General features: G+C 53.8%; 28 protein-coding genes and 1 pseudogene. 12 read left to right on the top strand and 17 right to left on the bottom strand.

What is annotated here, in order from left to right; all coding sequences use genetic code 11:
- Positions 1–158 precede the first annotated feature (158 nt).
- Both ackA and pta read left to right on the top strand, forming a co-directional pair.
- Positions 159–1,361 (top strand): acetate kinase, encoded by a 1,203-nt coding sequence (gene ackA / locus FN082_RS16355; RefSeq protein ID WP_112212981.1) that lies wholly within the window; start codon positions 159–161, stop codon positions 1,359–1,361.
- Positions 1,362–1,561: 200 nt separating this feature from the next.
- The gene (gene pta, locus FN082_RS16350) at positions 1,562–3,706 is read left to right on the top strand and encodes a phosphate acetyltransferase (protein ID WP_112212980.1); all 2,145 of its coding nucleotides are present in this window, start codon (positions 1,562–1,564) and stop codon (positions 3,704–3,706) included.
- Between the two features lie 46 nt (positions 3,707–3,752).
- On the opposite strand, the gene FN082_RS16345 is transcribed toward pta, so the two are convergent.
- From FN082_RS16345 to FN082_RS16325, 5 genes are all read right to left on the bottom strand, one after another.
- Positions 3,753–4,706, bottom strand: a complete 954-nt coding sequence (locus tag FN082_RS16345; RefSeq protein WP_142981928.1) for a transketolase family protein — start codon at positions 4,704–4,706, stop codon at positions 3,753–3,755.
- Positions 4,699–5,529 (bottom strand): transketolase, encoded by an 831-nt coding sequence (locus tag FN082_RS16340; protein WP_139539170.1) that lies wholly within the window; start codon positions 5,527–5,529, stop codon positions 4,699–4,701. Before FN082_RS16340 ends, FN082_RS16345 begins: the two co-directional genes overlap by 8 nt.
- Positions 5,526–6,917 (bottom strand): PTS ascorbate transporter subunit IIC, encoded by a 1,392-nt coding sequence (locus FN082_RS16335; RefSeq protein WP_139539171.1) that lies wholly within the window; start codon positions 6,915–6,917, stop codon positions 5,526–5,528. The genes FN082_RS16340 and FN082_RS16335 overlap by 4 nt, the downstream gene beginning before the upstream one ends.
- A gap of 20 nt (positions 6,918–6,937) precedes the next feature.
- The gene (locus tag FN082_RS16330; protein ID WP_041146575.1) at positions 6,938–7,210 is read right to left on the bottom strand and encodes a PTS sugar transporter subunit IIB; all 273 of its coding nucleotides are present in this window, start codon (positions 7,208–7,210) and stop codon (positions 6,938–6,940) included.
- 79 nt (positions 7,211–7,289) lie between these two features.
- The gene (locus FN082_RS16325) at positions 7,290–7,733 is read right to left on the bottom strand and encodes a PTS sugar transporter subunit IIA (protein WP_139539172.1); all 444 of its coding nucleotides are present in this window, start codon (positions 7,731–7,733) and stop codon (positions 7,290–7,292) included.
- Positions 7,734–7,969: 236 nt separating this feature from the next.
- Here FN082_RS16325 and FN082_RS16320 point away from each other — a divergent pair, with 236 nt between their 5' ends.
- The gene (locus FN082_RS16320) at positions 7,970–8,989 is read left to right on the top strand and encodes a LacI family DNA-binding transcriptional regulator (protein WP_139539173.1); all 1,020 of its coding nucleotides are present in this window, start codon (positions 7,970–7,972) and stop codon (positions 8,987–8,989) included.
- Positions 8,990–8,992: 3 nt separating this feature from the next.
- On the opposite strand, the gene yfcD is transcribed toward FN082_RS16320, so the two are convergent.
- Genes yfcD through yfcF form a run of 3 tightly spaced genes read right to left on the bottom strand, consistent with a single transcriptional unit; the run spans position 8,993 to position 10,858 of the window.
- A complete protein-coding gene (gene yfcD / locus FN082_RS16315) occupies positions 8,993–9,547 on the bottom strand; it encodes an NUDIX hydrolase YfcD (protein WP_004123172.1) in 555 nt (184 codons plus the stop codon).
- A 58-nt stretch (positions 9,548–9,605) separates the two neighbouring features.
- The gene (gene yfcE / locus FN082_RS16310) at positions 9,606–10,157 is read right to left on the bottom strand and encodes a phosphodiesterase (RefSeq protein WP_142462015.1); all 552 of its coding nucleotides are present in this window, start codon (positions 10,155–10,157) and stop codon (positions 9,606–9,608) included.
- Between the two features lie 56 nt (positions 10,158–10,213).
- Positions 10,214–10,858 (bottom strand): glutathione transferase, encoded by a 645-nt coding sequence (gene yfcF / locus FN082_RS16305; protein WP_139539175.1) that lies wholly within the window; start codon positions 10,856–10,858, stop codon positions 10,214–10,216.
- A 326-nt stretch (positions 10,859–11,184) separates the two neighbouring features.
- Here yfcF and yfcG point away from each other — a divergent pair, with 326 nt between their 5' ends.
- From yfcG to FN082_RS16275, 6 genes are all read left to right on the top strand, one after another.
- Positions 11,185–11,814, top strand: coding sequence for a GSH-dependent disulfide bond oxidoreductase (gene yfcG, locus FN082_RS16300; RefSeq protein WP_142981927.1), 630 nt, complete (start codon positions 11,185–11,187; stop codon positions 11,812–11,814).
- A gap of 66 nt (positions 11,815–11,880) precedes the next feature.
- The gene (gene folX, locus FN082_RS16295) at positions 11,881–12,243 is read left to right on the top strand and encodes a dihydroneopterin triphosphate 2'-epimerase (protein ID WP_139539177.1); all 363 of its coding nucleotides are present in this window, start codon (positions 11,881–11,883) and stop codon (positions 12,241–12,243) included.
- A 20-nt stretch (positions 12,244–12,263) separates the two neighbouring features.
- Positions 12,264–13,157 carry a TIGR01777 family oxidoreductase gene (locus tag FN082_RS16290; protein ID WP_139539178.1) on the top strand — a complete coding sequence of 298 codons (894 nt, stop codon included), beginning with the start codon at positions 12,264–12,266 and terminating at the stop codon, positions 13,155–13,157.
- A 210-nt stretch (positions 13,158–13,367) separates the two neighbouring features.
- On the top strand, positions 13,368–13,622 hold the full coding sequence (locus FN082_RS16285) for a hypothetical protein (protein WP_139539179.1): 255 nt from the start codon (positions 13,368–13,370) through the stop codon (positions 13,620–13,622).
- A gap of 3 nt (positions 13,623–13,625) precedes the next feature.
- Complete coding sequence (locus FN082_RS16280) at positions 13,626–14,192, top strand: DNA-binding protein (RefSeq protein ID WP_139539180.1); 567 nt, start codon at positions 13,626–13,628, stop codon at positions 14,190–14,192.
- A 78-nt stretch (positions 14,193–14,270) separates the two neighbouring features.
- The gene (locus FN082_RS16275; protein WP_139539224.1) at positions 14,271–14,768 is read left to right on the top strand and encodes a GNAT family N-acetyltransferase; all 498 of its coding nucleotides are present in this window, start codon (positions 14,271–14,273) and stop codon (positions 14,766–14,768) included.
- A gap of 40 nt (positions 14,769–14,808) precedes the next feature.
- Here the strand turns inward: FN082_RS16275 and hisP are convergent, their stop codons facing one another.
- The 5 genes from hisP to argT all read right to left on the bottom strand — a co-directional run bounded on the left by hisP (position 14,809) and on the right by argT (position 18,878).
- Positions 14,809–15,582, bottom strand: coding sequence for a histidine ABC transporter ATP-binding protein HisP (gene hisP, locus FN082_RS16270; RefSeq protein WP_139539181.1), 774 nt, complete (start codon positions 15,580–15,582; stop codon positions 14,809–14,811).
- Between the two features lie 7 nt (positions 15,583–15,589).
- Complete coding sequence (locus FN082_RS16265) at positions 15,590–16,306, bottom strand: ABC transporter permease (protein WP_139539182.1); 717 nt, start codon at positions 16,304–16,306, stop codon at positions 15,590–15,592.
- The gene (locus FN082_RS16260) at positions 16,303–16,989 is read right to left on the bottom strand and encodes a histidine ABC transporter permease HisQ (protein WP_004852884.1); all 687 of its coding nucleotides are present in this window, start codon (positions 16,987–16,989) and stop codon (positions 16,303–16,305) included. The genes FN082_RS16265 and FN082_RS16260 overlap by 4 nt, the downstream gene beginning before the upstream one ends.
- A 66-nt stretch (positions 16,990–17,055) precedes the next feature.
- Complete coding sequence (gene hisJ / locus FN082_RS16255) at positions 17,056–17,838, bottom strand: histidine ABC transporter substrate-binding protein HisJ (protein WP_139539183.1); 783 nt, start codon at positions 17,836–17,838, stop codon at positions 17,056–17,058.
- 257 nt (positions 17,839–18,095) lie between these two features.
- Positions 18,096–18,878 carry a lysine/arginine/ornithine ABC transporter substrate-binding protein ArgT gene (gene argT, locus FN082_RS16250; protein WP_139539184.1) on the bottom strand — a complete coding sequence of 261 codons (783 nt, stop codon included), beginning with the start codon at positions 18,876–18,878 and terminating at the stop codon, positions 18,096–18,098.
- Between the two features lie 29 nt (positions 18,879–18,907).
- On the opposite strand from argT, the pseudogene FN082_RS30490 reads away from it, so the two are divergent.
- Positions 18,908–19,057 (top strand): annotated as a pseudogene (locus tag FN082_RS30490) (hypothetical protein).
- A gap of 112 nt (positions 19,058–19,169) precedes the next feature.
- On the opposite strand, the gene FN082_RS16245 reads toward FN082_RS30490, so the two are convergent.
- From FN082_RS16245 to FN082_RS16235, 3 genes are read right to left on the bottom strand one after another with little or no spacing between them, the layout of a single operon-like run.
- Positions 19,170–19,739, bottom strand: coding sequence for a UbiX family flavin prenyltransferase (locus FN082_RS16245; protein ID WP_139539185.1), 570 nt, complete (start codon positions 19,737–19,739; stop codon positions 19,170–19,172).
- A 41-nt stretch (positions 19,740–19,780) separates the two neighbouring features.
- The gene (locus tag FN082_RS16240) at positions 19,781–20,776 is read right to left on the bottom strand and encodes a LacI family DNA-binding transcriptional regulator (protein ID WP_139539186.1); all 996 of its coding nucleotides are present in this window, start codon (positions 20,774–20,776) and stop codon (positions 19,781–19,783) included.
- Between the two features lie 38 nt (positions 20,777–20,814).
- Positions 20,815–21,726: an ROK family protein gene (locus FN082_RS16235; protein WP_142466843.1), complete on the bottom strand. Its 912-nt coding sequence runs from the start codon at positions 21,724–21,726 to the stop codon at positions 20,815–20,817.
- A 276-nt stretch (positions 21,727–22,002) separates the two neighbouring features.
- Here FN082_RS16235 and FN082_RS16230 point away from each other — a divergent pair, with 276 nt between their 5' ends.
- Entirely contained in the window at positions 22,003–23,406 is a 1,404-nt protein-coding gene (locus tag FN082_RS16230) for an MFS transporter (protein WP_142981926.1), read from the top strand.
- Between the two features lie 7 nt (positions 23,407–23,413).
- A complete protein-coding gene (locus tag FN082_RS16225; RefSeq protein ID WP_142981925.1) occupies positions 23,414–25,381 on the top strand; it encodes a glycoside hydrolase family 127 protein in 1,968 nt (655 codons plus the stop codon).
- 51 nt (positions 25,382–25,432) lie between these two features.
- On the opposite strand, the gene purF is transcribed toward FN082_RS16225, so the two are convergent.
- Positions 25,433–26,950, bottom strand: a complete 1,518-nt coding sequence (gene purF / locus FN082_RS16220) for an amidophosphoribosyltransferase (protein WP_142462018.1) — start codon at positions 26,948–26,950, stop codon at positions 25,433–25,435.
- Positions 26,951–26,982 lie beyond the last annotated feature (32 nt).

The raw sequence follows: 26,982 nt of genomic DNA, 5'->3' as shown, positions 1-26,982 counted from the left end.
AAAATTATGCAAAATGGCATAAAATCAAATGTACTTATCTCATCGTGCCCGAAAACAGTACAAGGCATGATGTTAATCATAAATGTCGATGTCATCCTGCGCTACGCTTTGTGACACACTGACGTTTTTTTAGCCACGTATCATAAAAAGGTACTTCCATGTCGAGTAAGTTAGTACTGGTTCTGAACTGCGGTAGCTCCTCACTGAAATTTGCTATCCTTGATGCCGTCAACGGTGACGAATATCTGTCCGGTTTAGCCGAATGTTTCCATCTTCCTGAAGCACGTATCAAATGGAAAATGGACGGCAGCAAACAAGAAGCCGATTTAGGCGCAGGCGCTGCTCACAGTGAAGCTCTTAACTTTATCGTTAACACTATTCTGGCACAAAAACCAGAACTGTCTGCTCAGTTGACCGCAATCGGCCATCGCATCGTTCACGGTGGTGAAAAATACACCAGCTCCGTAGTGATCGATGACTCTGTCATTCAGGGAATCAAAGACTCCGCGTCTTTCGCTCCGCTGCACAACCCGGCTCACCTGATCGGTATCGCAGAAGCGCTGAAATCCTTCCCGCATCTGAAAGACAAGAACGTTGCCGTGTTCGACACCGCGTTCCATCAGACCATGCCAGAAGAGTCTTACCTCTATGCCCTGCCGTACAGCCTGTACAAAGAACACGGCGTACGTCGCTATGGCGCACACGGCACCAGCCACTTCTATGTGACTCAGGAAGCCGCAAAAGTTCTGAACAAACCGGTTGAAGAACTGAACATCATCACCTGCCATCTGGGCAACGGTGGTTCTGTTTCTGCCATCCGCAACGGTAAATGCGTTGACACCTCCATGGGTCTGACCCCGCTGGAAGGCCTGGTTATGGGTACTCGTTCTGGCGATATCGACCCGGCAATCATTTTCCATCTGCACGATGCCCTGGGCATGAGCGTAGACGCTATCAACAAAATGCTGACCAAAGAGTCCGGTCTGCTCGGCCTGACCGAAGTGACCAGCGACTGCCGCTATGTTGAAGACAACTACAAAGAAAAAGCAGATGCTAAACGTGCAATGGACGTTTACTGCCACCGCCTGGCGAAATACATCGGTTCCTATACCGCGCTGATGGACGGTCGTCTGGACGCAGTGGTGTTCACCGGTGGTATCGGTGAGAACGCTGCAATGGTCCGCGAACTGTCCCTGGGCAAACTGGGCGTACTGGGCTTCGAAGTTGATCACGAACGTAACCTGGCTGCCCGTTTTGGCAAGTCCGGCTTCATCAACAAAGAAGGCACCCGCCCGGCTGTCGTCATTCCGACCAACGAAGAGCTGGTCATCGCGCAAGACGCCAACCGTCTGACCGCCTGATTCCACACCGCCAGCGATAACCCTAAATAATTCGAGTTGCAGGAAGGCGGCGACGCAGCGAATCCCCAGGAGCGTACGAGGAGTACGTGACTGGGGTGAGTAAGTAAAGCCAACGCACATGCAACTTGAAGTATGACGGGAAGCTGGTGGTGCAGTTTTGTATCCCGCCCGATACTGGCGGTAACGAAAGAGGATATATCGTGTCCCGTACAATCATGTTGATCCCTACCGGAACCAGCGTAGGCCTGACCAGCGTCAGCCTCGGCGTTATCCGTGCTATGGAACGTAAAGGCGTTCGTCTGAGCGTTTTTAAACCTATCGCCCAGCCGCGTGCTGGTGGCGATGCGCCAGACCAGACGACCACCATCATTCGTGCGAACTCCGACCTTCCGGCCGCAGAACCGTTGAAAATGAGCCACGTCGAGTCGCTGCTCTCCAGCAACCAGAAAGACGTGCTGATGGAAGAGATCATCGCCAACTACCACGCCAACGCTCAGGATGCTGAAGTCGTGCTGGTTGAAGGTCTGGTTCCGACCCGCAAACACCAGTTTGCCCAATCCCTGAACTATGAAATCGCGAAAACGCTGAACGCGGAAATCGTCTTTGTGATGTCCCAGGGCACAGATACCCCGGAACAGCTGAAAGAGCGTTTTGAGCTGACTCGCAGCAGCTTCGGCGGCGCGAAAAACACCAACATCACCGGTGTTATCGTCAACAAGCTGAACGCTCCGGTTGATGAACAGGGTCGTACTCGCCCTGATCTGTCCGAAATCTTCGATGACTCTTCCAAAGCGAAAGTCGTGAAGATCGACCCGGCTCAGCTGCAGAACGGCAGTTCATTACCGGTTCTGGGCGCGGTACCGTGGAGCTTCGATCTGATTGCTACTCGTGCGATTGATATGGCGCATCACCTGAACGCCACCATCATCAACGAAGGCGACATCAAAACTCGTCGCGTGAAGTCAGTCACCTTCTGTGCCCGTAGCATCCCGCACATGCTGGAACACTTCCGTGCAGGTTCTCTGCTGGTCACTTCCGCAGACCGTCCCGACGTGCTGGTCGCCGCCTGCCTGGCAGCGATGAACGGCGTAGAAATCGGTGCTATTTTGCTGACCGGGGCCTACGAAATGGACCCGCGCGTAAGCAAACTGTGCGAACGCGCGTTTGCGACCGGCCTGCCGGTATTCATGGTTAACACCAACACCTGGCAGACCTCTCTGAGCCTGCAGAGCTTCAACCTGGAAGTTCCGGTTGACGATCACGAGCGCATCGAGAAAGTTCAGGAATACGTTGCTAACTATATCAACGCCGACTGGATTGAATCCCTGACCGCAACTTCCGAGCGCAGCCGCCGTCTCTCTCCGCCAGCCTTCCGCTATCAGCTCACCGAGCTGGCGCGTAAAGCAGGCAAGCGCGTTGTTCTGCCGGAAGGTAACGAACCGCGTACCGTTAAAGCAGCGGCTATCTGCGCCGAACGCGGTATCGCGACCTGCGTACTGCTGGGTAACCCGGATGAAATCACCCGCGTTGCCGCCTCTCAGGGCGTAGAGCTGGGTGCTGGTATCGAAATCGTTGACCCGGAAGTGGTTCGCGAAAGCTACGTTGCTCGCCTGGTTGAGCTGCGTAAGAGCAAGGGCATGACCGAAGCCGTTGCGCGTGAGCAACTGGAAGACAACGTGGTTCTCGGCACGCTGATGCTGGAACAAGACGAAGTCGACGGTCTGGTTTCCGGCGCAGTTCATACCACCGCCAACACCATCCGTCCGCCGCTGCAGCTGATCAAAACTGCGCCGGGTAGCTCCCTGGTCTCCTCCGTCTTCTTCATGCTGCTGCCGGAACAGGTTTATGTTTACGGTGACTGCGCGATCAACCCGGATCCGACCGCTGAACAGCTGGCTGAAATCGCTATCCAGTCTGCAGACTCCGCGATTGCCTTCGGCATTGAGCCGCGCGTAGCGATGCTCTCCTACTCCACCGGCACCTCCGGCGCAGGCAGCGATGTAGAGAAAGTACGCGAAGCGACTCGTCTGGCGCAGGAAAAACGTCCTGACCTGATGATCGATGGCCCGCTGCAGTACGACGCCGCGGTCATGGCTGACGTTGCGAAATCCAAAGCGCCGAACTCTCCGGTTGCCGGTCGTGCTACCGTGTTCATCTTCCCGGATCTGAACACCGGTAACACCACCTACAAAGCCGTACAGCGTTCTGCCGACCTGATCTCCATCGGGCCGATGCTGCAGGGTATGCGTAAGCCGGTGAACGACCTGTCCCGTGGCGCGCTGGTAGACGATATCGTCTACACCATCGCTCTGACCGCGATTCAGTCGTCTCAGCAGCAAGCATAATTTGTTTCCGGCATGAAAAAAGGCGACCGTTTGGTCGCCTTTTTATTTACAGCAGCTCCCGCGCCGCTGAGACAATATCGTGCGCCGTCAGGCCATACTCCTTCTGCAAAAAATCCTGCGTCCCAACCTGACCGTAGCGCTCTTTCACCCCCACGCGGCGCATCGGCACCGGGCAGGTCTCCACCAGCACTTCCGCCACCGCAGAGCCCAACCCGTTGTGGATACTGTGGTTTTCGCAGGTCACAATGCGCCCGGTTTTTTCAGCATAGTTTTTTACCAGCATACGGTCGATAGGTTTCAGGGTAAACATATCAATGACCGCCGCGCTGACGCCTTCTTGTTCAAGCTGACGCGCCGCCTCCAGCGCTTCCGCCACCATAATACCGTTAGCAATCAGCGTAATGTCATCACCCTCGCGCAGGACGTTACCTTTGCCGATGGTAAACGTTGAACCCGGCGCATACACACTTGGTGCCTGCTTGCGAATCGTGCGTACCCAATAGAACCCCTCAAGGTCTATAAGCTGGCGCAGTACATCATCAAACATCACCGCATCGGTCACTTCCAGCACCACCGAGTGCGCCAGACCGCGGACAATCCCCATATCCTCAAACGACATATGGGTACCGCCGTTATGGCAGGCGGTCACGCCCGCATCCGAAGCAATGACTTTGACATTATTGCGCTGATAATCCAGCGACATAAACAGCTGGTCAAAGCAGCGGCGGCTGGCAAAAGCGGTAAAGGTGTGCACGAACGGCTTGCGCCCGGTTAACGATAGTCCGGCGGCAGTGCCAATCACGTTGGCTTCCATAATGCCGCAGTTGATAACGTGTTGAGGGTATTCCCGCGCTACGCCGTCCATCGCCATGGAGCTCATCAGATCCGCTTCCAGCGCGATAATCGGGCTACCGGATTCAATCTGCTGCGTGACGAATCCGGCATAGACTTTGCGCATCTCCATGGCGTCTTTTTGTCCTGCGGGTGCAACCTTAATCATGTTCGGCCTCCAGTTGGCGAATCGTCTCGTTCAGCGCCTCTTTCATCTCATCCGTCAGACGCAGGTGATGGTTATTACTGAGCTTTTCGAGATACGGAACCCCCTGCCCCTTAACGCTATCAAGGATCACCACGCGTGGACGCGCATCGGCGGGCAGAACAGGCTGTACCGCCGCCAGCAGCCCGGGGATATCATCACCTTTGACGGTAACGACATCAAAACCAAAGGCGCGGAATTTATCTTCCAGATTAAAAGCGCGGATAATTTCGTCCAGCTTGCCGTCAAGCTGGAGCTTGTTCCAGTCAACAAACACCGTCAGGTTATTCAGACGGTGGTGGGCAATAAACTGGAATGCTTCCCAGCACTGGCCCTCGTTCAGCTCACCGTCGCCAACAATGCAAAATACGCGATTCGCCCGCCCCGCGAGCTTATGCGACAGCGCCATCCCCCCGGCGATTGAGATTCCCTGCCCCAGTGACCCCGTCGTGGCATCCACACCGCGCGTTTTTAATCGATCGGGATGACTTGGCAGCCGCGTACCGTTCTGGTTGAGCGTGCTGAGTTCTTCCATGGGGAAGTACCCCTTAATCGCTAATGTACTGTAGAGCGCCGGGCCAGCATGACCTTTCGATAACACAAAGTAGTCGCGCTCGGGCCAGTCAGGGTCAGCGGGGTCGATTTTCATCACCGCGCCGTACAACACTGCCAGCGTTTCCACCACCGACATGCTGCCGCCGTAATGGCCAAAACCAAGATCCGTCAGCGATTTAAGGGTTGCCACGCGAATATCACGCGCCAGTTTGGTCACTTCTTGCACATTCATGATTTAGCTCCGCTGTTCTCCTGCGCGCCGCCGCCCGCAGATTTCTTTTTCGCAAACACGTTGTACACCACCAGCAGCGCGAACAACGCCACAACAAGACCGGTGATAGCAAACGGTGACAGATAGCGCGCCAGGTTGCCCAGCACGATACCAACGGCGCCGAAATCAGCATCCGAGAAGGTGGTGTTGGCAAAACCAATCGCCCCCAGCACTGGCAGCAACAGCACCGGCAGGAAGGTAATCAGCAGGCCGTTAGCGAACGCACCAATCATCGCTCCGCGCCGCCCGCCGGTTGCATTGCCGAACACGCCAGCAGTCGCGCCAGTAAAGAAATGCGGCACTACGCCCGGCAGAATCAGCACCCACTTAAACTGGCCACAGAGGAACAGCCCGACCAGGCCACCGAGGAAACTAAACAGAAAGCCGATCAACACGGCATTAGGGGCATAGGGATAAACCACCGGGCAGTCCAGTGCCGGACGGGCGTTTGGCACCAGCTTTTCCGAAAAACCGGTAAACGCCGGGACGATTTCCGCCAAGATCAGGCGTACGCCTTGCAGGATGATGAACACCCCAGCCGCGAAGGTAATCGCCATAATGATGGCGTATACCAGATAGTTCTGCCCGCCGCTGAAGGTGCTTTCTACATATTCACGCCCTGCGCTTACCGCCATAATCAGATAGATAATCATCATGGTCAGCGAAATGGAGATCGAGCTATCGCGGAGGAAGCTCAGGTTCTTCGGCAGGTTCATCTCTTCGGTCGAACGCGAGCCTTTACCGCAGACGCTACCAATCCAGCCCGAAAGTACATAGCCCAGCGTGCCAAAATGGCCGAAAGCGATGTCATCAGTGCCAGTAATACGCTTCATATAGCGCTGCGCCAACGCCGGGAAGAAGGCCATCACCAGGCCGAGGATCAGCGAGCCGGTAAAGACCAACCCAACGCCTTCGAAACCCGCTACGGTGAGAATCACGCCGATCATGCAGGCCATATAGAAGGTGTGATGCCCGGTGAGGAAGATATATTTCAGGCGCGTAAAGCGGGCAACCAGAATATTCGCTACCATACCAAATGCCATAATAAGGGCTGTTGATGCACCATATTTTTCCAGCGCAATAGAAACAATCGCCTCGTTATTGGGAATAATCCCCTGAATATTAAATGCATGTTCAAACATGCCCCCCAACGGGTTCAGCGACCCAACTAATACCGTCGCACCTCCGCCGAGAACAATAAAGCCAAGAATGGTTTTAATGGTTCCCTTGACGACATCGGAGAAAGATTTCTTTTGCGCTACCAGACCAATTAACGCAATTAAACCGACCAACACCGAGGGTACTTTTAGAATATCAACAACAAAATTCAGCGTTTCAAGGATAAACATATCCGCCTCGCTATAAAGAGTTATTGTTTGGCAAACCACGCGCGCAGCTGCGCTTCGAGTTCATTAATATCGATAATATTAGTAATCACCACCAGCTGGCTCTCTGGTACGCTGGCGCTGGCCGCAATGTCTTTTGCCATCACGAATAAATCCGCCGCGCCCGGCGTAGCCGAGGACAGATCGGAGTGCTCCACCTCAGCCTCTATTTCGAGCTTTTTGAGCACTTTTTTAATATTCATCTCAACCATAAAACTACTGCCCAGGCCAGAGCCGCAAATTGCCATAATTTTCATTGTTATCACCTTTTTTGGGTAGAGTACGTCCGCATCACGCTGGCGCGTAATGTGTTATTAGTCGGATAATAAAATTGAATCAGAAACGTGCGATGATTTTTTTAATCTCCTCCAGGCTTGTGGCTTGATGTAATTTATCCAGATCGTCATCGCTGGCAAATAATTCCGCCAGCGCAGAAATCATTTCGATATGACTATGCTTATCCGGCGCCGCAAGCATAATAATAATATCAACCGGGTCGAACTCTTCTGAGCCAAACGATACGCCCTGTTCCAGTTTCAGCAGCGATAGTCCTAAACCTTTGGCCCCCTCTTCCGGCCGCGCATGCGGCATTGCCAGACCCGGAGCCAGCACATAATACGGCCCCAGCTTGTGGTGCTGTTCAACGATGGCCGCTACGTATTCAGGTTCTATCACCCCAGCCTCAAGCAGCGGTTTGGCGCAGATATCCAGCGCCCGTTGCCAGGTTTCTACGCTCTCTAGCTGCGTGATGGTGGCATCAGAGATCCATGTCTGGAGCATTTTGTCCCTCGTCTTTTAGCAAAAGATGGGCAAACTTTATGCAAGCGGGCAATAGTTATCTGCGAGAACGATCACAAAGATAGCGCTACCAATAGATAACATTCAGATTTGTGATAGCGCTATCAATTCGCCATCATCACATGAAAACGCAGCAAAAAAGCCCGTTTAAGGCGTATACTCCCTGACACGTGAAGTAATGGATGATAATAAAAAACGTCTGTTTAGCAGGAATATGTATGTCTCTAACCCGAAAACGGCGCAGTACCGGTAAGGTCACGATCGCTGATGTTGCTCAACTGGCTGGTGTGGGTACGATGACCGTGTCCCGCGCCCTTCGGACGCCGGAACAGGTTTCCGATAAGCTACGTGAAAAAATCGAAGCGGCGGTACAAGAACTAGGGTACATGCCTAATCTCGCCGCCAGCGCGCTGGCATCCGCCTCCTCAAGAACCATTGCTATGGTCGTACCGAATCTTGCTGAGGCGGGCTGCTCGGAGATGTTTGCCGGGCTACAGCAGATATTACAGCCCGCGGGTTATCAAATCATGCTGGCGGAGTCACAGCACCGGTTGGAGCAGGAAGAGAAACTGCTGGAAACCCTGTTGGCTTCCAATATCGCCGCCGCCATCCTGCTTAGCGTTGAGCATAGCGATACCGTACGCCACTGGCTGAAAAACGCGTCGATCCCGGTAGTGGAGATGGGGGCAATGCGCGCCGACCCTATCGACATGAATATCGGCATTGATAACGTAGCGGCGATGTTCGAGCTAACGGAGATGCTTATTCATCGTGGCTATCAGAATATCGGTCTGCTGTGCGCCAACCAGGAGCAGTGGATTTTCCAGCAGCATTTACAGGGATGGTATAAAGCGATGCTGCGCCACCATATGTCACCGAACCGAGTGATTAACGCCGCCCTGCCACCCAATTTTTCCACCGGCGCTTCCCAACTGCCTGAGTTTTTACTGGCCTGGCCGGAGCTGGATGCGCTGGTTTGCGTTTCCGATGAACTGGCGTGCGGGGTGCTGTACGAATGCCAGCGTCGGCGTATCAAAGTACCTGATGATTTAGCTGTTGTCGGTTTTGGTGACAGCGACGTTAGCCGGGTCTGCCAGCCGCCGTTAACCACGATGGCCGTGCCGCATCATAAGATTGGCATAGAAGCCGGGCGGGCCCTTCTGGATCGCCTTAATGAAGGGAACTGGAGCGACAAAAGACCCATCGCGTCCAGTTTATGCATGCGGGATAGCTGCTAGAGGCTACTCCGCTTCTTCCTGTTTTTCGGCTTTTGCTGACTCATTATTGGCATTGCGAGTCATCCACAGCGCCAGCGCTTTTAATGAATCCGGGGTGAACTCATCGCAGCGGGCGGTGATCTCTTCCGGCGTCAGCCAGCACACTTCGCTAACTTCTTCTTCTTGCAGAGCAAACGGCCCGTGCGATACGCAGCTAAACAGGCCGCCCCAGACGCGGCAGTGTTTATCTTCGTAGTAAAACTGGCCGTGGTCGGCAAAAGGTACGCCGGCAATACCGAGCTCCTCTTCCGCCTCACGGCGAGCAGACTCCAGCATTTGCTCATCAGCCTGGACCACGCCACCAGCGGTGGCGTCCAGCATGCCCGGCTGGAAATCTTTTGTTTCGGTACGACGCTGCACCAGGATTTTGCCCATCCCATCATGAACAACAATATAGGTCGCCCGATGACGCAGACATTCCGCACGCATTTGTTCGCGGCTGGATTGCGCTATCACCTCGTTGTTTTCATTAACAATATCGACCCATTCTGTGCTTGCCAAATGATTCTGTTCCGCCATCAGGAAACCTTACTTTTTAAAGCGCTCTCGCGGCGCGTCTATACGGTTGAGGGGTAAATTACGGGTAAATTGCGACCTCTGCAATAACCTGATGATCATCGAGTGCTAAAACCTGCAATTGCCCCTCGTTCAGCAGGCCGTAGCTGGCGGTGAATCCCCCTTTTGGGATGCTGACCGAGCCGGGGTTGAAGAGGAAAATCTCGCCACGTTTCTCTGCAACCGGAATATGAGTATGACCATAAGCCAGCACATCGCCAGCGGCGAGCGGTGGCAAATTATCGGGGCTATACAGATGACCGTGGGTCAAAAACAGGCGAGTTCGCTCGCTTAATACCTGCTGCCAGGGGGCGGTAATGGGGAAATGAAGCAGCATCTGATCGACTTCGCTGTCACAATTACCGCGTACGGCAATCACCCGCTCCGCGACGCTATTCAGCGTCTCCGCAACCCGGGCAGGGGCATAACCGTCAGGAAGGGCATTACGCGGCCCGTGATTGAGCACATCGCCGAGGATAACCAGCCACTGCGCCCCACTTTGCGCGAACAGTTCAAGAACGCGTTCAGTTGCGGGCAGCGAGCCGTGGATATCCGATGCAAACATCAGCTTCATACATTTCATCTCCACGCATTACGATGCCGCTATGATAACGGAACCGCTGAGGCTTATCAGCCCGCTCGTTTGGCTGAGAGTGCGACGTAGCGCTGGACCGACGCTCGCTGCCACTGGAAGGTGGCGTAATCAGCCAGCCGGGCGGGAACCTCATCGCCGTTAAGGACTAATCGATTGAGCATCAGCGCAAGGTCAGTATCGGCTATAGACCATTCGCCAAATAAATTCTGCCCGCCATGGGATAGCAGAACGCCAGCGGTTTCAAACAGCTTGTCGGCGCTTTTTTTCCCGGCTTCGCTGAGCGGCGGTTTCTTTGCTCCGGCAAACACCACGGCCGTCGAGCGTTCTTCACGAATCGGCATTAAATCGCTACGCAGCCAGGCCTGCACCTGACGCGCCCGCGCGCGCTTTTGCAGGTCGTGCGGATACAGTCGCTCCCACTCAGGCGGCGCAAAGCGTTCATCCAGATATTCAGTTATCGCGGAGGATTCACTGAGGGAGAACTCCCCGATCTCCAGCAGCGGTACGCGTCGCGTCGCACTGTAGCCTTTCCAGCTGCTTTGTAGATGCTCGCCGCTGTCGAGGTTAACGGTTTTTAAGGTAAAAGGCAGACTCTTTTCCTGCAGAGCAACATACACTGACATCACATACGGCGAGAAAAAATCGGCATCGGACCACAGGGTCATCGCGGGCTGGCTCATAGCATCCTCAATGGCTAATGTACGGGGTGATAAGCCAACATATCCTGTCTCTCAGAGGATGTCACTGACGCCGCCATGAGGATTTTGCATATACCCTTCATACTTCAAGTTGCTTGTGCATTGGCAATACTCGGCCCATCCCTGGGCCTCGCCCCTCCGGGGCCAGCGCAAGCGCTGTTCAAGGCACAAGTGCCTTGTCCTGCAACTTGAATTATTTTGGGTAGATATCTCAAACAGCGCTCTTACCGCAAACTGAGTCAATCTGCGAATCCCCTGAGTTCACCTATACTCAAGAAATTTGCGACCTATGACGGCGGGAGATTCTCATGATTGATCTTTACTATGCACCCACCCCGAATGGCCACAAAATCACGCTCTTTCTTGAAGAAGTGCAACTGGCTTACCGCCTTATCAAAGTGGATGTGGGCAAAGGAGAACAGTTTCATCCGCAGTTTCTTGCTATATCGCCGAATAATAAGATCCCGGCAATCATTGACCATGCTCCTGTCGACGGCGGAGGTCCATTAAGCCTGTTTGAATCGGGTGAGATCCTGCTGTATCTGGCTGAAAAAAGCGGAAAATTACTGAGCGGGGAACTCCGCGAGCGCCACATGACGCTGCAGTGGCTATTCTGGCAGGTCAGCGGTTTAGGGCCGATGCTCGGGCAAAATCACCACTTCAACCAGTTTGCTCCGCAGGCGGTTCCCTACGCGATTGAACGCTATCAGGTAGAAACGCAGCGTCTGTATGGCGTACTTAACCGACGCCTCATGGAGAGCCCCTGGCTTGGCGGAAACCATTACAGTATCGCCGATATTGCCTGCTGGCCCTGGATTAACGCCCATCAACGCCAACGTATTGAACTCGCGAATTTCCCGGCAGTACACAACTGGTTCGAGCGTATTCGCCAGCGCCCGGCCACCGTTGAAGCGCTCCTGAAAACAGAAGGCCATTAACCCCCCTGCTCGGCCGGGAAGCTTTGATGTATGATTGCGGAAATTACTACACGGAGGAAGCCTGCAATGTCTCAACCAGACGCCATTATTCGAATTAAGAACCTGCGCCTGCGTACTTTTATCGGCATTAAAGAGGAAGAGATCGCCAACCGCCAGGACGTGGTGGTCAACGTCGCAATCCACTACCCGGCGGATAAATCACGCAACAGTGAAGATATTAACGATGCGCTGAACTACCGCACTATCACCAAGCGCATCATTAACCATATCGAGAATAACCGCTTCTCTCTACTGGAAAAATTAACTCAGGATGTGCTCGACATCGCACGCGAACATCACTGGGTCACATATGCTGAAGTAGAGATCGATAAACTGTACGCACTGCGCTACGCCGATTCGGTATCCATGACCATGAGCTGGCGGCGGTAGACGCATCTTAGGGAGGCGCTATGAACGTTCTGCTTACTGGCGGTACCGGCCTGATTGGCCGCCATCTAATCCCTCGGCTACTGGAGCTGGGGCATCAGGTAACGGTTTCAACGCGCAGCCCTGAAAAGGCGAAAAATCGCCTCGACTCTCGCGTCACACTGTGGCGCGATTTCGAGCACCAGGCAAACCTCAACGGCTTTGATGCCGTCATCAACCTGGCTGGCGAGCCTATCGCCGACAAACGCTGGACGGCAGAGCAGAAACAGCGTCTCTGCCACAGCCGCTGGGATATCACCCAAAAGCTGGTCACGCTGATCAACGCCAGCGACACCCCGCCAGCAGTGCTGATTAGCGGTTCCGCAGCGGGTTACTACGGTGATCTCGGCGAAGTCGTGGTCACCGAAGAAGAACCGCCGCATAACGAATTCACCCACAAACTTTGCGCCCGCTGGGAGCAAATCGCCTGCGAAGCGCAAAGCGAGCGCACGCGAGTCTGCCTGCTGCGTACCGGCGTAGTACTGGCTCCGCGAGGCGGTATTCTGGCCAAAATGACGCCCGCATTTAAGCTTGGCCTCGGCGGACCAATCGGCAGCGGCAGACAATATCTGGCCTGGATCCATATTGACGATATGGTCAACGGTATTTTGTGGTTACTGGATAACGACCTGCGGGGCCCGTTTAATATGGTCTCCCCCTACCCTGTGCGTAACGAACAGTTCACCCACGCGTTGGGCCATGCGCTAAATCGCCCTGCTATTTTCCGCGTCCCGGCGGCGGCTATTCGTCTGCTAATGGGGGAATCATCAGTTCTGGTACTCGGCGGCCAGCGCGCGCTGCCTAAACGCCTGGAAGCCGCCGGATTTGGTTTTCGTTGGTATGACCTGGAAGAAGCCCTGGCCGACGTGCTGGGATAGTTCGGGTCCATCAGGGAGAGCATCGCTCTCCCTGATTTATTTATGGAAACCGCCTCGCAACGCGCGCAAATCCTCTGTTCTGTGCCGTCTTAACTGTGAATCTTATTCCAGTGATTTTCTCCTCACTCTGTCATAACCCCTGGTGTGCAATTTAACATCACACCATGTTGACAAACGTCAACAATCTATTCAATATGACAGGACAGATTGATGAAGGAACATCCGGATAAACATATCAGAGCAGCCATTGACTACGCGCTGGCGCGGGGCTGGATTTTTATCACTGGCGGCAAAAGCGCTCACTGTTTTGGCAGGTTGATGTGCGGGACGGCTCATCACCGGGAACATATGATGAGCATCTGGTCAACGCCAGCGGTCCCCATTAACCACGCCAGGCAAATCATAAGAATGGTCGACCGCTGCCAGGGACCTGTATCGGGTCGGATTAACCACAAGAAGGATTAAACGATGGCGCTGTATAATTTTACACTCACCCTCTCCGGGGTCACGGCTCGTACCGTGGGTCTGGAGGATGCGCTACATGCGGCGGGCTGCGCTGACGCTCTGGTCTGTTTTTACGGAACGGCGGTCTATCTGGAGTTCGATCGGGAAGGCGATTCTCTCGAGCAGGCCATTCTCTCAGCCATCGCTGATATCGAAGCCGCCCCAACCCTGAACGCACGAGTCGAATCTGTTGATTCTGCACTGGTAGGATTAAGCGATATTGCCGAGCTCACCGGCCTGACGCGGCAGGCCGTTGCTTTGTTGAAAGATGGTGCACGAGGATCGGGCCAGTTTCCAGGGCCGGTGCAGCGCGTTAAAGGCAATTCGCCGCTATGGCGCTGGAAAACTATCGTTGGTTGGCTGGTCACGGAAGGACGACTTCCTGAGGACTCGCTGCTGGTCGCCCACGCCGAGGTACTGGACAACCTCAACCTGGCGCTGCAACTGCGGGCTTCGCGAGAGAGCAAAACTGTGCTGCACTATCTTCACGGTCTCGAAAATCAGCAGTTGACTTCACCGACGGCTGGCTAACCTTGTCTTCTGAGGCCATACAATCCAGTGCCTTATGGTGTTAAGGTGACTGAACAATCTATCTTGATGGCCTGCTTTATGATAACACTCACCACACTACGCCTGCGCCTTTCTCCATTTAACGCATCAGACTGGCCTTTTTTCCTGCGTTTACGGCAGGATCCGCAAGTAATGCGCTATATGGGGGAGGTTCTTGAAGAGTCGGCGCTGCGGGCGCTATTTGAGTCCCGCTGCGCGGATCCCGGCGTGTTCGTTTTACGCGATGCCAGCGGCGCGGCAATGGGTGACATCGGCCTGCGCATCAGCAGTAAAAACCCGCATGAAGCAGACGTGGGTTATGCCCTTCTTCCCGAAGCGCAGGGACAGGGGTACGCCCGCGAAGCGCTACAAGCCATTTGCGATTACGGATTTAACCAACTCGGCGTTCAGGCGATTAATGCATGGGTGTTAGGCACTAACTCAGGATCTTCCCGCCTGCTGGAAAAACAGGGTTTTATCCGCATTCAGGTGCTCGAAAAAGCTTACCATCTAAATGGAATAGATTACGATGACTGGGTGTATCGGCTCGAGCGCTAGCCGTCCCGGCGGAGAGTATTCCGCCGGGTCAGGGTTGATGTTACTTCAAAGAACCTTTCAGAAACTGCTGCAGGCGCTGGCTTTTCGGATTGCCGAAGACTTCATCAGGGTGCCCTTCTTCTTCAATCTTGCCCTGATGCAGGAAGATCACGTGCGAGGAAACGTGGCGCGCAAAGCCCATTTCATGAGTGACAACGACCATTGTTTTCCCCTCTTCCGCCAGCTGCTGCATAATACGCAGCACTTCGCCCACCAGTTCAGGATCGAGCGCCGAAGTCGGTTCATCAAACAGCAGCACGTCAGGCTCCATCGCCAGCGCGCGGGCGATGGAAACGCGCTGCTGCTGGCCGCCGGAGAGGTGTACTGGATATTTTATCTGCTGGCGTTCATCAATACCCACTTTTGCCAGATATTTCACCGCCCGCTCGCGCGCTTCCTGCTTACTGAGGCCCAGCACCTGAACCGGCGCTTCCATCACGTTTTCCAGCACCGTCATGTGACTCCACAGGTTGAAATGCTGGAATACCATCGTCAGACGAGTGCGCAGCAGGCGTAGCTGGTTCTTATCAGAGACCTTTAGCTGGCCGTCTTTATCGCGAACCAGACCAATGTTTTGCCCGTTAACGACAATCGTTCCTTCGCTGGGCTTTTCAAGAAAGTTAATGCAGCGCAAAAAAGTACTTTTACCGGAACCTGATGAACCGATAATACTGATAACGTCCCCGGCTTTCGCCCGCAGCGAAACACCTTTCAGCACCTCGTGCTCGCCGTAACGTTTATGGAGATCGATTACATTTAATTTATTGTCGGACATGGCGTTCTCAATGCGTCGAAGAGGGTTTGATATGCTGCAACCAGCGCTTTTCCGCCTTGCGGAACAAGCTAATCAGCACATACGAGATAATTAAATAGAGTACTGCGGCAATACCAAATGCGGTAAAAGGCTGATAGGTTGCCGAGTTAATATCACGGGCTATTTTCAATAAGTCCGGCACCGTGGCGGTAAAGGCCAGCGCGGTGGAGTGCAGCATCAGAATCACTTCATTGCTGTAAGCAGGAAGGGCAATGCGCAGCGCGGAAGGCAAAATAATACAACGGTACATTTTAACCGATGAAAAACCGTAGGCTCGCGCCGCTTCTATCTCTCCGGCAGGCACCGAACGAATCGCCCCGGCGAAAATCTCGGTGGTATAAGCGCAGGTATTCAGCGTTAGGGCGAGCACCGTACAATTCAGACCGCTACGGAAAAAGGCGTTCAGCAGTTCAGTCCCCTTCACAACCTCCAGCGTGTACATCCCGGAATAAAACACCAGTAGCTGGACGTACAGCGGCGTGCCGCGAAAAATGTAGGTGAATAACCAGATGGGAAACTGGATGTATTTATTACTCGATACCCGACCGATAGCGAGGAACACCGCCAGAATGCCGCCCATCACCACTGACGAAACGAGCAGCCAGAGCGTAATCGCCACCCCGGTAAAGCGGTAGCCGTCGGTCCACAGCAGGGATTTCCAGTACTCCTGAATAATTTCAATCACAGGTCAGCCCTCTTCACGCCGACAGAATAACGGCGTTCAAGCATCAGCAGCACACCATTGGAAACCGTGGTAAATACGAGATAAATCAGGCCACAAACGATAGCGAAGTAGAAGGGCTCCCAGGTGCTTTTACCCGCAAGCTGGGTTGCCTTGACCACATCTTCCAGCCCGAGCAATGAGACCAGCGCGGTCGCTTTGAGGATCACCTGCCAGTTGTTACCTATGCCGGGAAGCGCATAGCGCATCATTGCCGGAAACAGGATGCGGCGAAAAGTTTGCCCGCCGCTGAAACCAAAAGCGGTCGCCGCTTCAATATGCCCCTTGGGCACCGCCAGGAAGGCGCCACGGAAGGTTTCAGTGAAGTAGGCCCCGTAAATAAAGCCCAGCGTGATAATCCCCGCCACCATCGGGTCGATATCAAACTGCGCCAGACCCAGCGCGTCGGTCACGCTGTTAAGCGCAATCTGCAGCCCGTAAAAAATCAGCAGCATAAGCACCAGATCGGGTACGCCGCGGATTAAGGTGGTATAGCCTTCAAAAATCAGCGCTAACGGGCGATTGTTGGAAAGCTTAGCTCCTGCGCCCGCCAGTCCTATAAGCACCGCCAGAACAACCGAGCTTAACGCCAGCTCAAGGGTGACCAGCGCGCCCTGAAAAATAACCTGAGAAAACCCGTACAGCATGCTGTCTGCCCTGTCTGTCATCAACCATCGCGCGCTAAATTACGCGCGATGGGGTACGCGAGATAGTTAGTCGCCGTACACGTTAAAATCAAAGTATTTCTTCGCCAGCTTGTCGTAGGTGCCGTCTTTACGCATCTCGGCAAAGGCTTTATTCAGCGCTTCACGCAGTTCGTTATCGTCTTTGCGCAGCCCCATGCCGGTGCCGACGCCAAACAGCTTCTCATCTTTAATGGACGGGCCGCCAAACTGATAATCTTTACCGATGGGCTGTTTGAGGAAGCCTTCGCTGGCGGCAACTTCATCCTGGAAAGCCGCATCAATACGCCCTGCGGTCAGATCGGAATAGATATTGTCCTGTCCCTGATAGGAGACGATTTCAATGCCTTTCGGTGCCCAGTGCTCGTTGCCGTAGGTTTCCTGAGTGGTGCCCTGCAGAACACCAACGCGCTTGCCTTTCAGCTTCGTAAGGTCAGGCGTGACATCACTGCCCTTTTTCACCACAAGGCGGGAATCAGCAGCGTAAAGTTTGTCAGTGAAAGCAATTTCCTGTTGGCGTTTTTCGGTAATTGAAAGCGAGGACATAATTGCGTCGATTTTCTTCGCTTTTAAAGAAGGGATCAGCGCGTCCAGCGGGTTCTCAATGAAGGTACATTGCGTATTGATGCGCTTACACAGTTCTTTTGCCAGATCGATGTCAAAACCAACCAATTCACCCTGTGCATTCTTTGATTCGAACGGGGCGTAAGTAGGATCGGTACCGATACGGACTTTTTGCGGAATTGCTGCGAATACAGTGGAAACGCTGGAAAGGGCCAGCGCTAAAGAGAGAGACAACGCCAGTTTTTTCATAACTATCCTCAACAGACTGTCATTCTAACGGATTTATTAGAAGTACTTACGGCAGTTATCGTGCCATTATTCGCCCCGGTAAGGCAAAACATTCTGCGCCGGAAAGCAAATTTTTTCGCATCTGAAACGCTTAACTATGCACTTTTTATCATGCCGCGCTCACTTTTTTGCACCAAATTGATCCACATAAAGTGCAAATGCACCAATAATGGGCAGAAATAGATGCAGCTGGCCCGGAATCCGGGCCAGCTGGCGTCTTAGTCACCGTAAACGTTGAAGTCGAAATATTTCTTCGCCATTTTGTCGTAGGTTCCGTCTTTGCGAATATCAGCCAGCGCTTTATCAAAAGCCGCTTTCAGCTCGCTATCGTCCTTACGCAGGCCGATGCCGGTACCATCACCAAAGAATTTTTTGTCTTTCACGGAAGGACCGGCAAATGCAAAATCTTTACCGGCAGGCTGCTTGAGGAAGCCTTCACTGGCGGCCACTTCATCCTGCAATGCGGCGTCCAGACGGCCTGCAGCAAGATCGGAGTAGATTAAGTCCTGGTTCTGATAAGCCACGACATCCACGCCGTGACTACGCCAGCGTTCATTACCGTAGGCTTCCTGCGTGGAGCCCTGGAGTACGCCAACATGTTTACCCTTCAGGGATTCCAGGGTCGGCTGAATCGGCGAGCCTTTGGCAGCAATCAGGCGGGAGTCAGCCGCGTAGAGCTTGTCAGAAAACGCGATTTCCTGCTGGCGTTTCTCAGTAATCGACAGCGAAGAGATGATGGCGTCGATTTTCTTCGCCTTCAGCGACGGGATCAGGGAGTCAAAATCGCTGCCTACCCAGGTACATTTCACTTTGATACGCGAACAGAGTTCATTACCTAAATCAATGTCAAAACCCACGAAATCCCCTTTTGCATCCTTAGAGGAAAAAGGTGCGTAGGTGGCGTCGGTGCCAATGCGAATACTCTGCGGCAGCGCGGCGAATGCGCTGGATGCGCTGCAAATTCCCATCATTAAAGAGAGAGCCAGGACCGTCTTCTTCATAGGTTACCCTTAAGTGTCGTGATGTTGTTATGCGATGCGTTGTCTTGTTATTTGTGCTGCCGACAAAATCTTGCACGTTTTATGCCATTTTCTCAGTGCGTGCTGGAAACGGCGTTAAATTTGTTAAATAAAGGTTGCAAGTTTGTCTTAAAAGGGAAGATACCAGCAATAGTGGATAAACCGCAGTACCGGAGCGCAAAAAAACAAATTAAATGTTGAGGATTTGATCGAGGCGACAAAATTGCACTGCAGGAGCGCAATTGTGAAGATAGCGCACTATGTTAGTGCGCCCTACACACCCTGCCAGCGGGTAAAGAGGTCTTCCGGAAGTGAGATATCAAACTGATCGATAACGCGATTGACCGTCTGGTTAATCACATCATCGAGCGTTTGCGGACGATGATAGAACGCAGGAACCGGCGGCATAATCACCGCCCCCATTTCCGCAGCCTGAACCAACAGACGCAAATGGCCAAGGTGGAACGGCGTTTCCCGCACGCACAGCACCAGCGGGCGCCGCTCTTTGAGCACCACGTCCGCGGCTCTGGTCAGCAGACCATCGGTATAGCTATGAACAATGCCGGAAAGGGTTTTCATTGAGCACGGCAGTATCACCATTCCGGCGGTTTTAAAAGAGCCGGAAGAGATGCTGGCAGCGATATCGCGAGCATCGTGCACCACATCGGCTAGCGCCTGCACCTCACGCAGTGAATAATCCGTCTCAAGCGCCAGCGTCTGCCGCCCGGCCTGGCTTAAAATAAGGTGAGTTTCAACCTCTGGAACATCGCGCAAAACCTGGAGCAACCGCACGCCATAAACTGCGCCGCTGGCGCCGGAAATACCAATAATGAGTCGCTTCACGATGATTGCCCCCTTCACACAATGGCGCAGACTTTGCCGGATTATGCTTCCGGACGCAACCGCAACGAGCTTTCACGAACCACCAGCCGTACCGGCAAAAGCAGGTTTCTCTCACCCTCATCGCTCAGTAAAAGGCGAAACGCATCGCGACCAAGTTCACGCTTATCAATAGCCACCGTGGTTAACGGCGGGTATGCCCAGGCAGCGGCTTCAATATCATCAAAACCGACAATCGCCATCTCTTCCGGAACCTTGATCCCCTTGCGTGCGCAGACCCGCATGGCCACCAACGCCGCCATATCGTTATAAGCAAAGATAGCATCCGGCGGCTGCGGCAGCGCCAGCAGCTTCTCCATACCTTCCACCAGCGCCTGTTCTATCTCCTTGACCGGCGGAACCTCGACCCGATAATCCGCAGAAAGAGAGATTCCGGCATCAAACAGCGCCTGCTGATAGCCCTCAGTGCGCTGGCGAATACTGTAATGACGCTGCGAATGGCCCAGCAAAGCAATGCGCTTTCTTCCCTGTTCCAGCAGGTGGCGAGTGGCAACAAAACCGCCGTGATAGTTATCAGGATTCACGCACGGGAAATCCGCCGCCCACAGGTCGACCAGGGCGACAGGTAATGCTGTTTTCCTTAGCTCCGCCAGAACCTCAGCTTCCAGATAGCCCGCACAGATCAGCGCATCCGGTTGATGCAAATTAATCAGCTCGCCAACTGAATCTCCTGGACCAATGGGCTGGAAGCTCATGGCAATTTCGTTTTCTCTACAGGCATCAGCCACGCCGAGCATCACGGTCGAATAGAACGGCAACGCGCTAGCGATATTGTGTTCCCGGTGCAGCAGAAAAAGCAGGCGCTTGATACGCCCGCTGCGCAAGCGGGTAAAATCATAACCTTCTGCTTCCGCTATCGACAGGATCCGCTGGCGAGTCTCTTCGCTAAGCCCCGGCTGCCCCTTCAATGCCCTGGAGACCGCGGCAATCGAAACGCCGCAGGCCGTCGCAATATCTTTAATTCTGGTCTTTTTTGCCATTCCGTTCGTTTTCACCTGTTTTACGGGATTTATGCCGATTATCCTTTCAGCGCCTGCTCTCCAGCCCATGCGGCACCGCGTACGCCGCTGCTGTCTCCATGCTTCGCCGCCAGAACTGGCGTTACGCAGCGCCCACCAAATACGTACTGTGCCATCTCAGCCGATAAATCGCTATATAGCTCACTCACGCCCGAAAGCCCTCCACCTATCACAATCACATCAGGATCGATCGCGTTGACAATATTGGCGAAAGCGCGCGCCACTTGATTGCGGAAGCGACGCCACAGAAGGATCGCTTCAGGACCCCCTTCACGCATCCGCCGCACCAGATCTTCGGCGGTTCCGGCCCCCTCGTTTAACAAGCGAAACTGTCGTGCCAGCCCGCTACCGGAAATGAACGACTCCACGCAGTTATGCTGGCCGCAGTAACACAGATGCGAGGGCCCGTCTTTTTCAACCGAATAGTGCGGCAAAGGATTATGTCCCCATTCGCCGCTACAAGCATTCGGCCCCGTTAATAAACGTTGATGAACGACTACGCCACCACCGCAGCCGGTACCGAGTATTGCCCCAAATACGACTTCGTGACCGGTACCGCTGCCATCTATCGCTTCAGAGAGCGCAAAACAGTTGGCATCGTTAACCACCGCAACCGGCTGAGCAAAATAATTGCTCAGGATATCACGCAGCGGGTGGCCATTAACAACCTGTATGTTTGAATTTTTTACTAAACAAGAATCCGCTTCAATCGCCCCCGGTAAACCGATACCCAGGCTGATCTTTTCTCCTGCTTTATCCTGCGCCCGCTGTACTTCGCCAATGACGCCCTGCAAGAACTGTTCAAAGCTCGCTTTCGGCGTCGAAACCCGCTGCTGCCAGACCACGGAACCCGAGCTATCCAGCACAACAGTTTCAATTTTTGTGCCGCCGATATCCATTCCTAAATGCATTTCACCCTGACCTTCTCTCGTAGAAATTAAGGTTAGTTTATCCAAAAAATGAAAATGAAATCGCTTTACACACGGCTAATTGTGATCAAGATCGGCATTAAAAAATTATTTATAGTAAAAATAAAGATCGTAATCACAAGCCTAAAAGCAAGACGTGTACAGCATGACTGGATCAGATCTACGCTTCTCGACGAAACAAGTTTACTAAAAATAGTCAGAGATTCGTCGTAATGACTTTTGAACTCTTACCCCCTGCTAAGAAAATAAGGATTGATTATGGCTACTGCCGATAATCTGGACACTGATGTGCGGATAGTTGATGCGGGCGAAACGCTCTCCACCCGCGAAAAAATAGGCTATGGGCTGGGAGATGCTGGTGGGCACTGCATCTCTGATTTGATCAGCGGCTTTCTGCTTTTTTTCTACACCGATGTATTTGGCCTTAGCCCGGCCATCGTCGGTGTCATGTTTTTTACTCTGAGAATTGTTGATGCGGTGTCTGACCCGGTTATGGGCGTTATCGCTGACAGGACCCGCAGCCGCTGGGGTCGTTTTCGCCCGTGGCAGCTATGGACTGCCGTTCCGCTCGCGGTTATCGGGATCCTGACGTTTACCGTGCCGGACATGAGCCCGAACATGAAAATTGCCTGGGCCTTCGGTACCTACTTCCTGCTCTCAGTAGGCTATACCGCCAACAACGTCCCCTACTGCGCGCTGATTAACGCCATGACCAACCGTCACGATCAGGTCATGTCCTGCCAGTCATGGCGCTTTGTCTTAAGCGGTATCGCCGGATTCCTGGTCTCTGTTGGGCTACCGTGGATGGTCGAATTCTTTGGTCAGGGCAATCTGGCCAAAGGTTACCAGTATGGCGTGACCGTACTGTGCGGGATTGGCGCGGTATTGTTTTTACTGTGCTTTTTCTGGGTCAAAGAGCGCGTGCCTTTGTCGCTGGCCGGGAAGTTCACTTTGCGCCAGCATCTGCAAGGGCTGCGCAAGAACGACCAATTGCTCATGATGCTGGTGATGTCCTTCCTGCTGGTGAATATTCTGTGTATCCGCGGCGGCGGCTATATGTACTTCATCTCCTATGCGCTACAGGGCAGCGCTGGCTTTATGTCGCTGTTTTTTGCCATCGTCACGCTGGCAGCGATTATCGGCGCGGTGATCGTCAACCCGCTTTCCCGTCGCGTCGATATGGTCAAGCTGTACTTCCACACCAATCTGGTGCTGGTTGTTTTCGGCCTGGCGATGTGGTTCCTGCCGACCGGGCCGCAGCACCAGACGCTATGGCTGGTCTGTATCCTGATTAACAATATCGTGCTTGGTTTCACCCTGCCGCTGCACTTCTCGATTATGGCCTTCGCCGATGACTACGGCGAATGGAAGAACGGCGTGCGATCTTCCGGGATGAACTTCGCTTTTAACCTCTTTTTCATCAAGCTCTCCTGGGCCTCCTCCGGCGGCATCATCAGCCTGCTGCTGATTTTGGTCGCCTACCGCCCTGGTCTGGAAAACCAGACCGCCGCCTCGATTCAGGGCATCACTCTGCTACAAAGCGTCGTACCAGCAATTTTCCATCTGGTGCTGGCTCTGTGCCTGCTGAAGTGCCGCCTGAATGGCCCAATGATGAAACGTATCTCTACCGATCTTCACCAAAGACATAGTCAAATCTCCTGAGGTAAACATGATGCAGTCTGAAGTAATTGAAGCCGACCTGAACCGAATTACCGTTACCGACCCTTTCCTGGGGGAGTATCAGCGTCTGATTCGCGATGTCGTCATCCCCTATCAGTGGGAAGCGCTTAACGACAACATTCCTGACGCGGAGCCAAGCCATGCGCTGGCTAACTACCGCATTGCTGCGGGATTAGAGGATGGCCAATTTTACGGTATGGTTTTTCAGGATAGTGATGTCACCAAATGGCTGGAGGCGGTCGCCTGGTCCTTGAGCCAGAAGCCTGACACAGTTCTGGAACAGACCGCCGATGAAGTGATTGAACTGCTGGCGCAGGCGCAGTGTGAAGATGGCTATCTCAATACCTGGTACACCGTCAAAGAGCCGGGCCAACGCTGGACTAACCTTGCGGAATGTCACGAACTTTACTGTGCCGGACATCTTTTTGAAGCGGCGGTCGCTTTTTATAACGCCACGGGAAAACGTCGGCTGCTGGAAATCTCCTGCCGCTTCGCCGATTACATTGATACCGTTTTCGGTCCAAAACCCGGCCAGATTCGCGGCTATCCGGGGCATCCGGAAATCGAGCTGGCGCTAATGCGCCTGTATGAAGTCACCCAGGAGCCCCGCTATCAGGCGCTGGCCTGCTTCTTCGTCGAAGAACGCGGTAAGCAGCCTTACTATTACGATATTGAGTTCGAAAAACGTGGCGGCACCCGACACTGGATCGGCTGGGGCGATGCCTGGCCGGGGATGATAAAAGATAAAACTTACACTCACGCGCACAAGCCGCTCTCCGAACAGAGTGAAGCGGTTGGTCATGCAGTACGGTCGGTTTATCTGATGACCGGCCTGGCGCATATCGCCCGCATGACCAATGACGAGGAGAAACGCCAGACCTGCCTGCGGATCTGGAACAATACGGTCCAGCGCCGGATGTACATTACCGGCGGCATCGGCTCGCAGGGGATCGGCGAAGCCTTTACCAGCGATTACGATCTGCCTAACGATACCGCTTACGGCGAAAGCTGCGCTTCAATTGGCCTGATGATGTTCGCCCGCCGGATGCTGGAAATGGAAGGCGACGCGCATTATGCCGATGTCATGGAGCGCGCTTTCTACAATACGGTACTCGGCGGGATGGCGCTGGACGGTAAGCATTTCTTCTACGTTAACCCGCTGGAAACTCACCCCAAGAGCATCCCGCATAACCATATTTACGACCATATCAAGCCCGTTCGCCAGCGCTGGTTCGGCTGCGCCTGTTGCCCGCCAAACATCGCACGCACGCTGGTCGCTATTGGTCACTACCTTTTTACCCCGCGCCAGGACGCGCTATTTATCAATTTCTACGCCGGAAGCGAAGCCCAGTTCACCATTAACGACCAGCCGCTGGCGCTGAAAATCAGCGGTAACTACCCGTGGGATGAAGAAGTTAATATTACCTTCAGTAACCCGCAGGCCATTCGACATACTCTGGCTCTGCGTCTACCTGAATGGTGTGAAGCCCCAGAGGTGCTCGTTAACGGCGAAAAAGCACAGGGCGACCAACTGAAAGGCTATCTGCATATCACTCGTCAGTGGCAACAAGGAGACGTCATTACGCTGCATCTGCCGATGACCATCCGTCGCGTCTACGCCAACCCGTTGGTGCGCCACAACGCAGGTAAAGTCGCTATTCAGCGCGGGCCGCTGGTTTACTGTCTTGAAGAGGTGGATAACGGCAGCGAACTGCACAATCTGTCGCTGCCAAAAGAGAGCGAGCTGCGAGAAATTCAGGGCACTGGCGTACTGAAGGGTAAAGTCGTGCTACAAGCGGAAGGGCTTCGCGTGCTGACCGCCCAGCAGGATAAACCGCTGTACAGCTTCGACCATCGGCAGACGGCGGTAGAGAAACAGATCTTAACTTTTATTCCGTGGTTTAGCTGGGCCAACCGCGGCGAAGGCGAAATGCGGATTTGGGTCGACGAGGCTTAAAAACCAAAAAGCCCGCGATCTCACAACCGCGGGCTTTTTCTGCCAAAGGAATTACCCTTCGTTATGCATCTCTAAATTTTCGACTTCGTTCTGCAGCTGAACCGCTTTCGCATCGTCGTTACGCAAAGAATCAAGGTAATCCAGATACTGCTGATCAACATCTTTGGTGACGTAGATACCGTTAAACACCGAGCATTCAAACTGCTGAATATCCGGGTTTTCAGCGCGAACCGCATCAATCAGATCGTCCAGATCCTGGAAAATCAGGCCATCTGCGCCGATGATCTGGCGAATCTCATCCACTTCACGGCCGTGAGCAATCAGCTCATTGGCCGTCGGCATGTCGATGCCATACACGTTCGGGAAGCGGATTTCCGGCGCGGCGGAGGCCAGATAGACCTTTTTCGCTCCGGCTTCACGCGCCATCTCGATAATCTGTTCTGACGTGGTGCCACGGACGATGGAATCATCCACCAGCAGTACGTTCTTACCGCGAAACTCAGCGCGGTTCGCATTGAGCTTACGACGCACGGACTTACGGCGCAGCTGCTGGCCGGGCATGATAAAGGTGCGGCCAACATAGCGGTTTTTAACAAAACCCTGGCGATACGGTTTGTCGAGGATACGGGCGATTTCCAGCGCGATATCGCAGGAGGTTTCCGGAATGGGGATCACCACGTCAATATCGAGATCTTCCCACTCACGGGCAATTTTCTCGCCAAGCTTAGTCCCCATGTTCACGCGGGCGCTATAGACGGAAATTTTGTCGATGAAGGAGTCCGGACGCGCAAAGTAGACGTATTCGAACAGGCATGGGTTGCTGACCGGGTTCTCTGCGCACTGGCGAGTGAACAGCTGGCCTTTTTCAGTGATATACACCGCTTCGCCAGGCGCCACGTCGCGCAGGAACTCAAAGCCCAGCGTATCCAGCGCCACGCTTTCCGAAGCAACCATATACTCGGTGCGACCATCGCCGATATCGCGCTTACCCAGCACCAGCGGACGGATGCCGTTCGGGTCGCGGAAGGCCACCATACCGTGACCGATAATCATCGCCACGCAGGCGTAAGCGCCGCGGATCTGGCGGTTGGTAGCGGCAATCGCCGCAAAAATGTTGTCTGCTTCCAGCGGATAGTGGCGGAAGTTATCCAGTTCGCTGGCGAAGATATTCAGCAGGATTTCAGAATCAGAGGTGGTGTTGATATGGCGGCGTTTTTCTTCAAACAGCTTTTTACGCAGCTCGTGAGCGTTAGTCAGGTTACCATTGTGCGCCAACGTAATGCCGTACGGCGAGTTGACGTAGAAAGGCTGAGCCTCGGAGGCGCTGGAGCTGCCCGCCGTCGGGTAACGAACGTGACCAATCCCCATATTGCCCTGCATACGCTGCATATGGCGAGCTTCAAACACGTCGCTCACCAGCCCGTTCGCCTTACGCAAACGAAAACAGTTGTTCGCATCAATAGTGATGATGCCTGCGGCATCCTGGCCACGATGCTGAAGCACCGTTAACGCGTCATAAATCGACTGGTTTACCGGCATAACACCGGCGATACCGACAATACCGCACATACGTCTTTTCCTCGTTAAGCTACATCCCAACG

Origin of the sequence: Klebsiella spallanzanii (assembly GCF_902158555.1) — a bacterium.
Lineage (GTDB): Bacteria > Pseudomonadota > Gammaproteobacteria > Enterobacterales > Enterobacteriaceae > Klebsiella > Klebsiella spallanzanii.
Note: the sequence above shows the minus strand (reverse complement) of the source record. Positions and strands in the feature narration are given on the sequence as shown.

What these genes read in the sequence shown, in the direction of transcription:
- FN082_RS16340 (WP_139539170.1), bottom strand. Translation starts at nt 5,529, where the DNA reads ATGAATGTGCAAGAAGTGACCAAACTGGCGCGTGATATTCGCGTGGCA.
- yfcD (WP_004123172.1), bottom strand. Translation starts at nt 9,547, where the DNA reads ATGGCGGAACAGAATCATTTGGCAAGCACAGAATGGGTCGATATTGTT.
- FN082_RS16320 (WP_139539173.1), top strand. Translation starts at nt 7,970, where the DNA reads ATGTCTCTAACCCGAAAACGGCGCAGTACCGGTAAGGTCACGATCGCT.
- FN082_RS16275 (WP_139539224.1), top strand. Translation starts at nt 14,271, where the DNA reads ATGATAACACTCACCACACTACGCCTGCGCCTTTCTCCATTTAACGCA.
- FN082_RS16235 (WP_142466843.1), bottom strand. Translation starts at nt 21,726, where the DNA reads ATGCATTTAGGAATGGATATCGGCGGCACAAAAATTGAAACTGTTGTG.
- ackA (WP_112212981.1), top strand. Translation starts at nt 159, where the DNA reads ATGTCGAGTAAGTTAGTACTGGTTCTGAACTGCGGTAGCTCCTCACTG.
- FN082_RS16230 (WP_142981926.1), top strand. Translation starts at nt 22,003, where the DNA reads ATGGCTACTGCCGATAATCTGGACACTGATGTGCGGATAGTTGATGCG.
- FN082_RS16325 (WP_139539172.1), bottom strand. Translation starts at nt 7,733, where the DNA reads ATGCTCCAGACATGGATCTCTGATGCCACCATCACGCAGCTAGAGAGC.
- FN082_RS16345 (WP_142981928.1), bottom strand. Translation starts at nt 4,706, where the DNA reads ATGATTAAGGTTGCACCCGCAGGACAAAAAGACGCCATGGAGATGCGC.
- yfcE (WP_142462015.1), bottom strand. Translation starts at nt 10,157, where the DNA reads ATGAAGCTGATGTTTGCATCGGATATCCACGGCTCGCTGCCCGCAACT.
- hisJ (WP_139539183.1), bottom strand. Translation starts at nt 17,838, where the DNA reads ATGAAAAAACTGGCGTTGTCTCTCTCTTTAGCGCTGGCCCTTTCCAGC.
- FN082_RS16330 (WP_041146575.1), bottom strand. Translation starts at nt 7,210, where the DNA reads ATGAAAATTATGGCAATTTGCGGCTCTGGCCTGGGCAGTAGTTTTATG.
- argT (WP_139539184.1), bottom strand. Translation starts at nt 18,878, where the DNA reads ATGAAGAAGACGGTCCTGGCTCTCTCTTTAATGATGGGAATTTGCAGC.
- FN082_RS16225 (WP_142981925.1), top strand. Translation starts at nt 23,414, where the DNA reads ATGATGCAGTCTGAAGTAATTGAAGCCGACCTGAACCGAATTACCGTT.
- FN082_RS16260 (WP_004852884.1), bottom strand. Translation starts at nt 16,989, where the DNA reads ATGCTGTACGGGTTTTCTCAGGTTATTTTTCAGGGCGCGCTGGTCACC.
- FN082_RS16335 (WP_139539171.1), bottom strand. Translation starts at nt 6,917, where the DNA reads ATGTTTATCCTTGAAACGCTGAATTTTGTTGTTGATATTCTAAAAGTA.
- purF (WP_142462018.1), bottom strand. Translation starts at nt 26,950, where the DNA reads ATGTGCGGTATTGTCGGTATCGCCGGTGTTATGCCGGTAAACCAGTCG.
- folX (WP_139539177.1), top strand. Translation starts at nt 11,881, where the DNA reads ATGTCTCAACCAGACGCCATTATTCGAATTAAGAACCTGCGCCTGCGT.
- FN082_RS16285 (WP_139539179.1), top strand. Translation starts at nt 13,368, where the DNA reads ATGAAGGAACATCCGGATAAACATATCAGAGCAGCCATTGACTACGCG.
- FN082_RS16240 (WP_139539186.1), bottom strand. Translation starts at nt 20,776, where the DNA reads ATGGCAAAAAAGACCAGAATTAAAGATATTGCGACGGCCTGCGGCGTT.
- hisP (WP_139539181.1), bottom strand. Translation starts at nt 15,582, where the DNA reads ATGTCCGACAATAAATTAAATGTAATCGATCTCCATAAACGTTACGGC.
- FN082_RS16280 (WP_139539180.1), top strand. Translation starts at nt 13,626, where the DNA reads ATGGCGCTGTATAATTTTACACTCACCCTCTCCGGGGTCACGGCTCGT.
- FN082_RS16290 (WP_139539178.1), top strand. Translation starts at nt 12,264, where the DNA reads ATGAACGTTCTGCTTACTGGCGGTACCGGCCTGATTGGCCGCCATCTA.
- yfcG (WP_142981927.1), top strand. Translation starts at nt 11,185, where the DNA reads ATGATTGATCTTTACTATGCACCCACCCCGAATGGCCACAAAATCACG.
- yfcF (WP_139539175.1), bottom strand. Translation starts at nt 10,858, where the DNA reads ATGAGCCAGCCCGCGATGACCCTGTGGTCCGATGCCGATTTTTTCTCG.